Genomic DNA, 13,562 nt, shown 5'->3' with positions numbered 1-13,562 from the left:
CTTTTTTATAAAGAGGTGAGTTGGCCGATAAGCCGGGTCCTGTCGTGGACAGTTATTCATCTAGGCCTGCAATCGCTCACAGGCTCAAGCAACCTACCCGGTTCCAACGCGAGCAGCGCCATGCGGAACCCTATTTGGTCTTGCTTCGGGTAGAGTTTACCTTGCTACGGACTATTGCTAGCCGCACGGTGCGCTCTTACCGCACCCTTTCACCCTTACCATCTTAGCCTAAGCCAAAATGGCGGTTTCCTCTCTGTTGCACTTGTCGTCGGTTCACACCGCCCAGGCGTTACCTGGTACCCCGCTCTTTGAAGCCCGGACTTTCCTCCCCGTACTTGCGTACGCGGCAACTGTCTGGCCAACTCGGCGCGGATTATAGCCTAAGCAGCGCAACAAACCAATGCCAAAGCGAGCGGCTTTTTATAAATCCAGTTCTAAACCGTATTTATATAGGGCATTTTTCTTTAAACCATGAATTTGCCCTGCTATAGCGGCGGCTTTTTTAAGCGGCAACTCTTCACAAAGTAACTTTAGGGTAGCAACGGCAACCGCTGGAATACCTTCTTCATCAGATAATGTAAAGCCATGGCACATAATGACCATTTCGCCTTTTTGCTGATTATCATCAGCTTCAACCAGCGCTAATACCTCTGCAGCGGTGCCAGATAAGAAGGTTTCGAAGGTTTTAGTGACTTCACGTGCCATTACCACTTGCCTATCGGCGCCTAAAACGTCAACAATAGCGGCGAGGCTATAAAGAATACGGTGAGGAGATTCGTAAAATATCAAAGTACGAGGATCTTCTTTAAGAAATTCAAGTTTATCGATACGGGCTTTTTCTTTTGACGGTAAAAAACCTTCAAAACTAAAGCGATCAGACGGTAAGCCTGATGCACTTAAGGCCGTAATCGCTGCACATGCCCCAGGCAAAGGTACGACTCGATGGCCAGCTTGACGAACATGGTTAACTAAATGGTAGCCGGGGTCAGAAATTAACGGCGTCCCAGCGTCAGAAATGAGCGCGATTGATTTGCCTTCATTTAATTGTTCTACTATCCATTGTGCTCGGTCACGTTCATTGTGATCATGTAATGCCGTTTTACGGGTTTCAATACCAAAGTGACTTAGCAGCCTTCCGCTGTGGCGAGTGTCTTCACAGGCGATTAAATCAACCTGTTGCAGCACCTCTATTGCCCGAGCGCTGATGTCGCCAAAATTACCAATTGGGGTGGGAACAATATACAGCGCGACCATTTGGTCCATAATTACCTCGATAATGAATCTACCTGATACTTTCGCCAAGCGTAAGAGCAGGTTAAACTAGTGACAGCATCTTACCAGAGTGAAGCCAAGTGTTAATAAGACTGAATACTACAAAATTCGTGTGCGCGTTGATTTTCTCTGTATTGGTGGTCGGTTGTGCCACCAAAAAACAGCAGGATAATGTTGACGCTAGCGCATCGCTCGTTGCCGCTGAACATCCAGCTAAAATTTATTTGGCTGAGGCAACGAATAGCAGTTTACCAGAAAAGCGTGATCGTTATTTATTACTCGCCGCTCATGCTTATATCAATGATGGTAACTTTAATTCTGCCGCTAATGTATTAACGTCAATGCAGAAGTCGATGGTGAACGTTCCCTCGCTTCAAGCGGAGCATATTTACTTGCGCGCTCGCATTGTCGAAAAAATCAATAGCAGCCAAGCCGCATTAGATATTTTACAGTATCCACCACATTGGCAACTACCACGCTGGCAAATGGCAAGTTATCACCAATTTAAAGCCAAGCTGTACAAAAATACTCAACAGCCAATTGATCAGGTTAAGCAGTTAAGTCTATTAAGCAACTACTTACCAAAATCTGAAACCACAGCGATCAATAATGTTATTTGGAAGTTACTACAACCTTTATCCGAAGAAACTGTGCAGTCGTTTATGCGCGATCAATCGAATCCGATTTTTGCTGGTTGGTTACAATTAACCTTTATCGCTAAACATTACGCGGTTGAGCCGACGCAATTGGTGCGTTATTTAGGTGAGTGGCAGCGTAATAACCCTTATCATCCAGGCGCGGTGAAGTTACCTGCTGATTTAGAAAAAGCGCTTAATGCCAAACCGTTTAGACCGCAAAATATAGCAGTATTATTACCGTTAAGTGGCCCACGCGCTGTGGTTGCTGAACCTATTCGTCAAGGTCTTTTATCGAGCTATTTATCTGATTTTGATAGCAATGTCTCACTTAACTTTTATGATACTCAGCAAGGGGTTGCGGCCGCTTATCAACAAGCTGTAGCCAAAGGCGCAGAATTTGTCATTGGGCCATTGTTACCCAATGAAGTTGAAGAACTACAGAAAATTAACGATAAACAAAAGACCACAGTGCCACAGCTGTATTTGAACCAAACAGATACGTTTACACCACAACCAAACCTGTTTTACTTTTCATTGTCTCCAGCACAAGAAGCCAGTGACGCTGCACATAAGCTGTATAGCGATGGGGTAAAGTTGCCACTATTATTGGCCAGTAACGATCCGATTGGCAAACGTATGGCAGACAGCTTTAAGCAAACTTGGCAAACCTTAACCAGCAATGATGCCGAAGTGTATTTTTATGATGCTGGCGACCAAATGAAGGTAACAGTTCAAGAAGCATTAGGTGTGAAAGATAGCCAAGCGCGTATTAGCAGAATGCGTGATTTATTGGGTAGCCGCTTAGAATCAGATTTTCGTTCTCGCCAAGATATTGATGCGATTTACATGATTTCGGGTTCACAAGATTTAGCCCTGCTAAAACCCTTTTTAGACGTTAACTTTAGTGTGTTCTCTGAACCCGTAACCTTATATACCACTAGCCGTAGCCGTCTTGAAAGCGAGTCAGCGCAGTCGGCACAAGAGTTAAATAACTTGATCATTAGCGATGTACCTTGGCTGATGCAACCTAGCAGCGAAACACAGCTGGTTTCTGAGCTTTGGAGTGGTTGGAATAACAGCCAAAAACGCCTATATGCAATGGGTTTTGATGCCCTTGAATTGGTTAATCGTTTAGCGCAAATGCGCGCTTTCCCGGGATACCAATTTATTGGCCGCAGTGGTGCATTATCAGTGAAACCTAACGGAGTGATAGATCGTCAACTTTCTTGGGGAAAATATAGCCAAGGACAATTAACACCACTATGAACAGTGGACAATTAGCTGAGCAACGTGCACGAACTTACCTTGAACAACAAGGTCTAACGTTTGTAGATGCTAATGTTCGATACCCATTTGGTGAAATAGATTTAATTATGCGCCAGCAAGATGTCTGGGTGTTTGTTGAAGTAAAATTTAGGTCGTCAAATCAGTTTGGTGGCGCCTTAAATGCCTTAACAAGTAAGCAAATTACCCGGATAAGATTAGCCGCTGAGCATTATTTACAACGACAAAAATTAAATCCACCTTGTCGCTTTGATGTCATTGCGATGAATATTGATGAAATAAACTGGCTACAAGGCTGTTTTTAAGCGGCAATTGATTACCATAACCTTGATTTATGGCATCATATAGTCAAATTACCGAGTCTGACTGATGAGCGACGATAAAAAAGCTGATCAGAGACATACGTAGACATAATTTAGCGTAAGGATTGTTGCATGTTAGAACGTATTAGAGATAGTTTCACCGAATCGATTCAGACTAAAATTGATGCTGCTGAAGCATTACCTGAGTCTATTGAAAAAGCTGCAGAGATGATGGTGCAATGTCTACTTGGCGGTAATAAAATTCTGTCATGTGGTAATGGCGGCAGTGCTGGCGATGCTCAACATTTCTCTGCTGAATTATTAAACCGTTATGAAATTGAACGTCCACCGCTGCCTGCTATTGCATTAAGCTGTGACACTTCAACGATTACTGCTATCGCCAACGATTATAGCTACGATGAAATCTTCTCGAAGCAGATTTTTGCACTGGGTCAACCAGGCGACATTTTATTGGCTATTTCAACCAGTGGTAACTCTGGCAACATTATTAAAGCCATGGAAGCAGCGTTAAGCCGCGACATGACTATTGTTGCCCTAACCGGTAAAGATGGCGGCGCAATGGCGGGCTTGATGAGCGCAGGAGATGTCGAAATCCGCGTACCGTCAAACGTTACTGCACGTATTCAAGAAGTTCACTTACTGGTTATTCACTGTTTATGCGATAACATCGACCGCACCTTGTTCCCACAGGATGAACAAGCATGATAAAAAGGTTACTCATCATCTCAGTCCTGGCGATGCTGCAGGGGTGTGCTGGTGCAGTCATGGTTGGTGCCGTTAGCGGTGCCAAGATGGTTAATGATGAGCGCAGCATGGGCACTCAAATCAGCGATACTAATGCAGACTTTGTCATTGCTAGCGCGCTATCAAAACATGATGACCTTAATAATCAAACCAATATCGCCGCGGTTGTGATGAACAATAATGTATTGATGATAGGTCAAGCACCTAACTCAATGCTGCGTGATAAAGCGATTAAAGTGGTGCAAGATTTACAAATTGGCGGCAAAATACATAATCAAATTCGTATTGGCACGCCAACGTCATTTACCACTCGCAGCAACGACACTTGGGTAACAACCAAAGTCAAAGGCCGCATGTTAAATGAAAAATCGCTCGATATTACTCGAGTGAAAGTGATTACCGAAAACGGCGAAGTCTTCTTACTTGGGTTAATTGACCGCAAGCAAGCTGATTTGGCGGTTGATATCGCGCGAAATACTGCAGGCGTTCGCAAAGTGATTAAGGTTTTTGAATACACTGAATCTTAATCCTGCAGTACATTTTTATTATCGCGATTTAGAAATTCATCCTGCATTTTGCTCGATGAATTTTTTTTGGGATCTTTTGGCTTGTATCCACGGGATAATCAGCGACGGCAACACAATAAACCCAGCCCCAACCCAACTTAAACCATCAAGCCATTCATCAAAAAACAACCAACCAAAAAAGACACAAAATAATAGTCCTGTGTATTCAGCCACCACAATTTGACTGGCTTGTGCTTGGCGATAAGCCAACGCGCAAAACCACTGATACGCCAATAAAAACACATTACTCGACACCGCAATAGCCACTAAAGACCCACTGATTGCCTCTATGCCTTGCACCAATGCCATGACCAACACCAAAGGAATACTGAGTAAGTTATATAGCATTAACGTTACAACAGGGCTTTCGGTACTGGGGAGTTTGCGCAATGCCAACTGGTTTATCGCAAACATAAATGCAGAGATGAGTACTGCAATTCCAAACCAGTTAATTTCACTTGGTCGTAGCAAAATAATGATGCCCAGAAATCCCAAAATAGCTGCCAGCCAATGTGCAGCAGTGACGCTCTCTTTTAAAAATAGAAATCCCATTAATATAATCATTAATGGCGCCGAATAAAACAACGAGCTTACAGTGGCGATAGGTAGCGCAATTAACCCCATAATTAAGCATACAGCTCCAATAGCGCCAGTATTAGCTCGCACTAAGTGCACCTTTATATGGCGACTGATTGGTTTTTTAGCTACAAACCACAATGGCAGTAACATTAATACTGATGTTAACTGTCTGATTAACAGAAATGTTGCAGCGCTACTGCCCTCTGGAAGCCATTTTATAGACACATCATACATAGCACTAAAAAGGTTACCGACAACTAATAACATCATGCCAATCGCTATTGTGGATTTCATTACACTTACAACCTTAGAACCTTAGACCAATAATTGGCTGCATCATATAGTTATCAATTAATATCGAATAATGATGTTTTTAATCTATGCATGAGTTAAATTCATACCTCATAAATTTTAATAAAATAAATTCATATTTGAGGTGTATATGCGCAAACTGCCGCCACTGCGGGCACTACAAATTTTTGAAGCGGCCGCAAGGCATGCTCACTTTTCTCGGGCGGCAACTGAGATGTGCATTACTCAAAGTGCGGTATCGCACCAAGTAAGACTGCTTGAAGCACATTTTGGCGAACGATTATTTATCCGCGAAGGTAGGCAGCTCTGCTTAACCAGTAAAGGCAATGTGCTTTACCATGAACTGGAGCGAATATTTAATGAGTTGAATGATTTAAGCATGCAAATCACTGGCGATTGTAATGATCAGCTCCGCTTAGCGGTATACAGTTCATTTGCCATTAAGTGGCTGATTCCTCGCTTAAGCGATTTCCATCGCTTACATCCACAGATTAAAATTCGCCTAGATATGATCACCGACGACCCACTGATGAGTGATAGTGTTGCTGATATGTTTATTACTGGTCAAAGTGGCCAACCGGGTTATGTGCATCGCATGTTACACCAAGAGAGACTGATCCCAGTGATCTGCCCGGGGCTATTAAATACCGACCACTCGGCGCTGAGTGTATTACGGCAACATGCATTACTCACTGTAGATGAAGGGCCAATAGGCTTTGATTGGGAGCGCTGGTTAAAGGTTAACAGCATCAGCATAGAGGCTACGCAACAACAGCATGTATTCAGCCATGTGTTGTTAGCTATTGAAGCGGCAATTGCTGGTCAGGGGATCGCGCTGGCATCAGATTTTATGGTAGAACGAGATATTAGTAAGGGAGCATTAGTCGCACTTGACTTACCCGCTATGTTGACTGGATTTGAATTCAATTTTAGTTGTAAACAGCGACGTTTAAAGGAGCCCGCTATCGCTGCATTTGTACAATGGTTAACCAAAAAATAAGCCAGCACGTTGCTGGCTTATAGATAACATTAGCTGAAATAATACTTACACAATAAGACCAATTTTTTCGTACACTTTTTTAATCGTGACTTCTGCACGAGCTTGAGCTTTTTCAGCACCTTCCGCCATGACTTGGTTTAGATATGCATTATCGGCGCGGTACTCTTTAAAGCGAGCTTGTAATGGCTCAAGCATTCCTACGACAGCTTCACCAGTAGCCACTTTTAAATGACCGTACATTTTGCCTTCAAACTCTGCTTCTAAAGACGCAATCGACTGACCAGTACAACCTGACATTAAGCTGAGTAGATTCGACACACCTGGCTTTTGTTCCATATCAAAACGCACTACTGGTGGCTCTTCGCTGTCGGTCATGGCTTTTTTCACTTTCTTTAAAATCGCTTTAGGATCTTCAAGTAAACCAATGACGTTATTACGATTATCGTCAGACTTAGACATTTTCTTAAGCGGGTCCTGCAATGACATGACCTTAGCGCCGTGTTCAGGAATAAACGGTTCTGGGATAGTAAACGTGTCGCCGTAAGCATTGTTAAAACGGGTTGCGATATCGCGGGTGAGTTCTAAATGTTGCTTTTGGTCTTGCCCAACAGGGATCTCATTGGCTTGATAAAGCAAAATATCTGCAGCCATTAGAACAGGATAACCATATAAGCCAACGTTAATGTTATTGGCATGCTTTAACGATTTATCTTTAAACTGGGTCATGCGATTTAACTCACCCATTTGGGTGTAACAGTTTAATACCCATCCAAGTTGGGTGTGCTGCGGTACTTGCGATTGAATAAACACGGTGCTTTTTTTAGGATCAACACCGCAAGCAAGGTATAACGCTAGCGTATCTAAACACGCTTCACGCAGCGCTTTAGGATCTTGGCGCACCGTAATCGCATGTAAATCAACAACACAATATAGGCAATCATGGCTATCTTGCATGGCAACCCATTGACGAAGTGCGCCCATATAATTACCTATGGTTAATTCGCCTGATGGCTGCGCACCGCTAAGAACTATGGGTTTGGTCATGTGTTTATTGCTCCAGATTATCTTTTTAAAATTCAAATTATTATGAAAGTAAGTATTGCTCTATATCAGCAAAGTTTTCGCATATCGCATGCGGGCTGCTAAGACCGATATCTTCGCCGTAGTTGTATCCGTAGGTCAAGCCAATAGACATAACATTCGCAGCTTTAGCCGCTAAAATATCATTCTTTGAATCACCTATCATCAGTAATTGAGATTCATCCAACTGCCATTGTTTAAGCAAATGTTGTAATGGCATTGGGTCTGGCTTCATTTTGGCCAATGAATCACCACCGAGAACTTCAGAAAATAGCTCATCAAGACCAAAAGCTGTTAGTAACGGCACGGTAAAACGATATGGTTTATTGGTAACGATAGCCAGTTTAAAACCTGCTTGTTTTAACTGCTGTAACGTGTCGATAACTCCCGGATATAAACGACTATGTTTTTGTAAGTGCTCACCATAATGATGCATAAATTGCGGCATAATTTGCTCAAGTATTACCTGCAGATCAGGAGCATCTTCTGGCATAGCAGACACATAACTTAACGCACGTTGCATTAATACTTGAGCGCCATTACCTACCCAGCTACGAACCAATGCTTCAGTCACTGGTTGGTATTGGTTCTGTGCTAATGTGGCGTTTGTGGCCGCTGCCAAATCAGGCACACTGTCGATTAACGTACCATCTAAATCAAAAGCGATTGCGCGAATATTTGACCATTGCATCATGTAAAGTCCCACTGGATATGGATAAAGAAATTATGATATCGAAGCGAGTTCGGCACGCATTTGATCAATAACAACTTTATAATCGGGTTGATTGAAAATTGCCGAACCAGCTACAAACATATCTGCACCCGCGGCCGCTATTTCAGCAATATTATCGACCTTAACGCCACCATCCACTTGCAAGCGAATATCAAAACCACTGGCATCAATAAGCGCACGAACTTGGCGAAGTTTTTCTAGCGTATGTGGAATAAATGACTGACCACCAAAACCAGGATTAACTGACATCAATAAAATAACATCGAGCTTGTCCATTACATGATCTAAATAATGCAGTGGAGTGCCAGGATTAAAGACTAATCCAGCCTTACAGCCAGATTCTTTAATCAACTGCAGTGTGCGATCAACATGTTCTGACGCTTCTGGATGAAAAGTGATAATTGAAGCACCGGCTTTGGCAAAATCAGGAATAATGCGATCAACGGGTTTAACCATTAAATGTACATCAATATCAGCGGTGATCCCGTAATTACGCAACGCAGTGCATACCATTGGGCCTATTGTTAAATTTGGTACATAGTGATTGTCCATAACGTCGAAATGAACAACATCTGACCCCGCATCTAATACGGCTTTAACATCGTCACCTAAACGGGCGAAATCAGCAGACAAAATCGATGGTGCAATTAAAAATGGGCGCATAATCTTCTCTATTGGCAGATCAAAGTGACGACATTTTACCCTTTGCAGCCGCAAGCCTCTAGTCTAACAAGGGAAATAACCACTATCCTCAATAGAATTTAGTTAAAAACTAGACCATAAGTCGGATTTACTATTTTTTATACAGAAACCAGTGTTCAATAACTAAGCTATTTTGCTATAATGTAAAAAGTTGTTATCTTAGTGGTCCAACTGAATATTTAATACCTGTTGTAGCATCAATCGAGTTTACACCATGGATAGGGCACCCTTTATGGTAAAGCAATTATTACGCAAGTTTTCTGGTCGTGATGGCAAATTATTGTCAGCACCGGTTTTTGCTGTATTTGCTACGTCTGCATTGGCGTTATTGTTAAGCCAAGTATTGATGGCCAACGAAAGTAATTCGGCCAATAGTAAGGCCTGCGTCTGCAACAGCACCACCAACTACAATGCAAGTTTACCCAGTAGTCACCCTACAAATCGTTGTGCAGAGCAGTCGAATGATGTCAGTTGGGGTAATTGGATTACGGGTAATAGCCGTTCAAGCCAGTTTCACTTTATTGATTTACTTGAGTTAATCCACGGTCACAAAGACAAACCTTTGAATGACATGCCAACCTCAGGCAACCCAACTCAGATATCGCGTTAATGTCACTTTGGCGGGTATTTAGCAGCACTGTAGCGGCCTTTTTTGGCGTGCAGACAGAAAAAAATCGCCAAAAAGATTTTCAAAATCAATCCCCATTACCGTTTATCATTATGGGCATTATCTTAGCCATTGCCTTAGTCATTTCCCTAATACTCATCGTAAACCAAGTATTAAGTTAACGGATAGCTTTCGTTATCCGCTCTTTGCAGCATTACTCTTCTTCACGATAATGATGATCATATAGCGCCATAATTTCATCCACTTTATTGCGTGAACCGCCTTTAGGGCTAATATTACGCTGTACCGAAATCGTTGAACAAGATGCACCACGATATAATTCTCGCGTTAACGGAATATCATGATTACTGATCAATACCGGAATATTTCTCTCATGGGCAATAAGCCGTGAATGACGAGCAAGTAATGCTTGATCATCTAAGCTAAAACCCGGACCTGCATAAGTGGTGAAACTGGCTGTAGTTGATAACGGCGCATAAGGCGGATCACAATAAATAACGTCACCGCTGTTCGCCATATCAAAGGCTTGTTCGTAACTGATACATTTAAAGGTCGCTTTTTGCGCTTTTAATGAAAAATAACGAATTTCAGTTTCTGGAAAATAAGGCTTTTTGTACGAACCAAACGGCACGTTAAAACCACCTTTGCGATTATATCGACATAAGCCATTAAAACCATGGCGATTCATGTACAGAAAATATACCGAACGAATGAAAGGATCGCTACAGAGATTAAATTCAGCACGAATACGGTAATAAGCATCTTTGTCATTCATATGATCGACAAACATGGCCTTTGCCGCTTGAATATATTTATCTGGCTGTTGCTGAACAATTTGATATAAATTGATTAGGTCTTGGTTGATGTCACACAATAAATAGTCATCAAACTGTGTATTGAGGAATACCGAACCTGCCCCAACGAAAGGCTCAATCAGTCTATTTCCAGCTGGAAGGTGTTTTGCTAGCTCATCAACGAGCTTATATTTACCGCCTGCCCACTTTAGAAAGGCTCTATGCTTTTTTATCATGAATAGGAATTATGCCAGCAAAATTAAAGCTGATGATTGTACTCTGTTTAACGACAATTATCATCGGATAAAGCAGATTTATTCGTTGATTTTTCATCCTATTGACTTGGATGCTGCAGAATATGAAGATTGTTAATCTTGTCGCTTATAATCACTTAAGTCAGCCCACTTTCTTACCCAGGGAGCCGCTAATCCATATTGTTTCTGAAGGCTTTTAGCTTTTGCGGAGGCTGCCGATGCGGTTTCAAAATCACCCAGCAATATAACGTGGCGTTGTTTGTAACTCATTATGTAAACTTGCGGCTCTTTTGCCAGTTTAACTAAAATCGGTGTAAGTGAATCTTTGTCATTCACACTGGCAAGTTGCAGCGTAAAACCTTTCACTTTTAAATTCGGGGTATTATCTCGCTCAACAATATCATTCGGCTTACTTACCGTATTAACTTGCGCTTTGGGTAACTTACCTTGGAAAGATAAGCCTTTTAATGATGAATTAACCACTATGTCAGTATGATTATCTGCAGGAATATTTTCTATGAGGTTAGTATCACCTTCCTCTACTAGCGAACTGTCAGCAATGATTTGCTGCTCTATGATTAAGTGCGCTTGTTCATTGGCTCTCGACTTAGTTAAGGCCAATTGCCTATGGGCAAAATAAGCGCTTAATGAACTGTCGGCATAACCAATGACATATTGAGCTGCTTTAACACGCACAGCGGATTGTTCTGCTGTTAATACTGGCGACAATGATGCCGAAATAGGAGGAGGTAATTGTGTACTTATGCCCCACCAAAGCGACACACCAGCCAATATTGTGATAAAAGCTATCATCATTTTAACTGACAGAGACCAAGATGATTGCTCTGTTTGTGGCTCTTCTAATGCTAACGCTAATAATTGAACCACTTCAGCTGGCGTCCCCTGCTGCTTCTCTAATTGCTTATGGATAATTTCACGTGGAATAAACGGTGTTTGCCGACTCCGCAATAATAAACTTTGATAGAGGCCATCGCGCTCGGGTACCGATAAAGGTTCAATAGTCACAGGCAGTAATCTAGCACGAATATCATCAGTTAATTCAGCTACTAAGGTATGCCAAAAACTGGGGGTAACGGTCACTGTAACTGCAACAGGTTTACCTGCACAATGAATTTGGCTCAGCAGAATACACTCAGCCCAAATATCTTTAGGCAATAAATCGGCATCATCGATGATGATATGTAATGGTTTTTTTAAACTAGATTGGATTCTCAGTACGGTGTCCATCAAAGGACGTTCATCATCAAAAATTGGCGCGGAGATTAATTGAACCAGAATTTTTCGACGAATTTCAGCGCTATCAGCGTGTTGAGGACAAATGATCAATGCTGAATTGTAGTCATCTAGCTCACTGGCTAATGCAGCCGTCAGTGTCGACTTACCTGAACCGTTATCACCACAAATAACCAACAACTGTTCGCTATAACTAGCAATATGCTGTAAACGCTGAATGAGCGCTTCTTGGGTAGGGAGTAGCAATAGTCCTGGAGTCGTCAATGATTCACCACACTATAATTTATAGCTAGCATAGTTATATGCGGAATAATTTATACGCAGCTAATAACCTGTTTCAATAAGTCTTCACTCACATCACTAAAGACATCAGCTTTGCCTATTTCTGTAGGTAATACTAAGCGGATTTTACCACCTAACACTTTTTTATCTCGACGCATATGCTTGATAAACTGTTCAAAACCCATCGACTCTGGAGCCGTTATAGGTAAATCAAACGCTTGCATCAATCGGCAAATACGCTCGACACTTTGCTCATCTAATAGATTGAGCTTACATGCTGTTTGAGCCGCTAAAACGGTACCAGCAGAGACAGCTTCGCCATGTAACCAAACACCGTAGCCCATTTCAGCTTCGATAGCGTGCCCGAAGGTATGCCCAAGGTTTAATAACGCTCTTACACCTTGTTCAGTTTCATCTTGTGCGACAACATCTGCTTTAATCTGACAACATTTAGCAATGGCATAATTTAACGCGTCAGTTTGAAGCGATTTTAACGCATCTACATTTGCTTCAAGCCACTGGAAAAAGTCAGCATCCCAAATAATACCGTACTTAATCACTTCAGCCATACCTGCAGCAAACTCATTTGCGGGTAATGTCTGTAAGCAAAGCGTATCGATAATCACTGATTTAGGCTGATAAAATGCACCAATCATATTTTTCCCAAGAGGATGATTAACAGCCGTTTTACCACCGACTGAAGAATCAACTTGGGACAGTAATGTAGTTGGTACTTGAATAAACTCAATTCCACGCTGATAACACGCAGCCGCGAAACCAGTCATATCACCAACAACACCACCACCTAGTGCGACTAATACCGAGTCTCGGGCAAAGTTATGCTCAAGTAATGCGGTAAAAATAAAATCTAGATGTTGTAAATCTTTAAATTTTTCGCCATCCGGCAAAATAACCGTTTCAATGCGCGCGCAAGCGCTCATCGCTTGTTGTATCTGTTGAAGATACAACGGAGCAATGGTGTCATTTGAAACAATTAAGGCTTTTTTGTTTGTTAGGTAGCGAGCAAATAGCCCGCTATCATTCATCAAATCCTGGCCAATATAAATGGGGTAACTTCTATCACCTAATTGAACCTGAATCTGTTGCATGTTGTTAC

15 protein-coding genes and 1 other RNA gene are annotated in these 13,562 nt (G+C 42.1%); 7 read left to right on the top strand and 9 right to left on the bottom strand.

Features of this window, described 5'->3' with window-relative positions:
- Positions 1–12: 12 nt before the first annotated feature.
- An RNA gene (rnpB, locus tag AAEY98_RS05120) (RNase P RNA component class A) lies at positions 13–366 on the bottom strand.
- A gap of 54 nt (positions 367–420) precedes the next feature.
- Entirely contained in the window at positions 421–1,263 is an 843-nt protein-coding gene (rsmI, locus tag AAEY98_RS05115) for a 16S rRNA (cytidine(1402)-2'-O)-methyltransferase (protein ID WP_011635880.1), read from the bottom strand.
- 89 nt (positions 1,264–1,352) lie between these two features.
- Between rsmI and AAEY98_RS05110 the strand changes: the two genes are divergently transcribed.
- From AAEY98_RS05110 to AAEY98_RS05095, 4 genes are all read left to right on the top strand, one after another.
- On the top strand, positions 1,353–3,176 hold the full coding sequence (locus AAEY98_RS05110; RefSeq protein WP_350996754.1) for a penicillin-binding protein activator: 1,824 nt from the start codon (positions 1,353–1,355) through the stop codon (positions 3,174–3,176).
- Positions 3,173–3,499 (top strand): YraN family protein, encoded by a 327-nt coding sequence (locus AAEY98_RS05105; RefSeq protein ID WP_162022148.1) that lies wholly within the window; start codon positions 3,173–3,175, stop codon positions 3,497–3,499. Before AAEY98_RS05110 ends, AAEY98_RS05105 begins: the two co-directional genes overlap by 4 nt.
- A gap of 129 nt (positions 3,500–3,628) precedes the next feature.
- Positions 3,629–4,222 (top strand): phosphoheptose isomerase, encoded by a 594-nt coding sequence (locus AAEY98_RS05100; RefSeq protein ID WP_011635877.1) that lies wholly within the window; start codon positions 3,629–3,631, stop codon positions 4,220–4,222.
- Positions 4,219–4,788: a BON domain-containing protein gene (locus tag AAEY98_RS05095; protein WP_101087298.1), complete on the top strand. Its 570-nt coding sequence runs from the start codon at positions 4,219–4,221 to the stop codon at positions 4,786–4,788. Before AAEY98_RS05100 ends, AAEY98_RS05095 begins: the two co-directional genes overlap by 4 nt.
- A gap of 36 nt (positions 4,789–4,824) precedes the next feature.
- Here the strand turns inward: AAEY98_RS05095 and AAEY98_RS05090 are convergent, their stop codons facing one another.
- Positions 4,825–5,700 (bottom strand): DMT family transporter, encoded by an 876-nt coding sequence (locus tag AAEY98_RS05090; RefSeq protein ID WP_351015355.1) that lies wholly within the window; start codon positions 5,698–5,700, stop codon positions 4,825–4,827.
- Between the two features lie 148 nt (positions 5,701–5,848).
- Between AAEY98_RS05090 and AAEY98_RS05085 the strand changes: the two genes are divergently transcribed.
- On the top strand, positions 5,849–6,718 hold the full coding sequence (locus tag AAEY98_RS05085; RefSeq protein WP_351015352.1) for a LysR substrate-binding domain-containing protein: 870 nt from the start codon (positions 5,849–5,851) through the stop codon (positions 6,716–6,718).
- A 45-nt stretch (positions 6,719–6,763) separates the two neighbouring features.
- On the opposite strand, the gene trpS is transcribed toward AAEY98_RS05085, so the two are convergent.
- From trpS to rpe, 3 genes are read right to left on the bottom strand one after another with little or no spacing between them, the layout of a single operon-like run.
- Positions 6,764–7,762: a tryptophan--tRNA ligase gene (gene trpS / locus AAEY98_RS05080; protein ID WP_192116368.1), complete on the bottom strand. Its 999-nt coding sequence runs from the start codon at positions 7,760–7,762 to the stop codon at positions 6,764–6,766.
- Positions 7,763–7,802: 40 nt separating this feature from the next.
- Entirely contained in the window at positions 7,803–8,492 is a 690-nt protein-coding gene (locus AAEY98_RS05075) for a phosphoglycolate phosphatase (RefSeq protein ID WP_192116369.1), read from the bottom strand.
- Between the two features lie 30 nt (positions 8,493–8,522).
- The gene (rpe, locus tag AAEY98_RS05070) at positions 8,523–9,194 is read right to left on the bottom strand and encodes a ribulose-phosphate 3-epimerase (RefSeq protein WP_101087302.1); all 672 of its coding nucleotides are present in this window, start codon (positions 9,192–9,194) and stop codon (positions 8,523–8,525) included.
- Positions 9,195–9,465: 271 nt separating this feature from the next.
- Between rpe and AAEY98_RS05065 the strand changes: the two genes are divergently transcribed.
- Both AAEY98_RS05065 and AAEY98_RS05060 read left to right on the top strand, forming a co-directional pair.
- Positions 9,466–9,843, top strand: coding sequence for a hypothetical protein (locus tag AAEY98_RS05065; protein ID WP_242445156.1), 378 nt, complete (start codon positions 9,466–9,468; stop codon positions 9,841–9,843).
- Entirely contained in the window at positions 9,843–10,022 is a 180-nt protein-coding gene (locus AAEY98_RS05060) for a DUF2970 domain-containing protein (RefSeq protein ID WP_162022144.1), read from the top strand. Before AAEY98_RS05065 ends, AAEY98_RS05060 begins: the two co-directional genes overlap by 1 nt.
- A gap of 32 nt (positions 10,023–10,054) precedes the next feature.
- Here the strand turns inward: AAEY98_RS05060 and AAEY98_RS05055 are convergent, their stop codons facing one another.
- The 3 genes from AAEY98_RS05055 to aroB all read right to left on the bottom strand — a co-directional run bounded on the left by AAEY98_RS05055 (position 10,055) and on the right by aroB (position 13,554).
- Entirely contained in the window at positions 10,055–10,891 is an 837-nt protein-coding gene (locus AAEY98_RS05055) for a Dam family site-specific DNA-(adenine-N6)-methyltransferase (RefSeq protein ID WP_101087305.1), read from the bottom strand.
- A 132-nt stretch (positions 10,892–11,023) separates the two neighbouring features.
- Positions 11,024–12,427: an ATP-binding protein gene (locus AAEY98_RS05050; RefSeq protein ID WP_351015347.1), complete on the bottom strand. Its 1,404-nt coding sequence runs from the start codon at positions 12,425–12,427 to the stop codon at positions 11,024–11,026.
- Between the two features lie 50 nt (positions 12,428–12,477).
- The gene (aroB, locus tag AAEY98_RS05045) at positions 12,478–13,554 is read right to left on the bottom strand and encodes a 3-dehydroquinate synthase (protein ID WP_351015344.1); all 1,077 of its coding nucleotides are present in this window, start codon (positions 13,552–13,554) and stop codon (positions 12,478–12,480) included.
- Between the last annotated feature and the right edge of the window lie 8 nt (positions 13,555–13,562).

Source organism: Shewanella sp. AC91-MNA-CIBAN-0169, assembly GCF_040310165.1.
Classification (GTDB): Bacteria; Pseudomonadota; Gammaproteobacteria; order Enterobacterales; family Shewanellaceae; genus Shewanella.
This window is presented reverse-complemented; position numbering and strand designations above follow the sequence as displayed.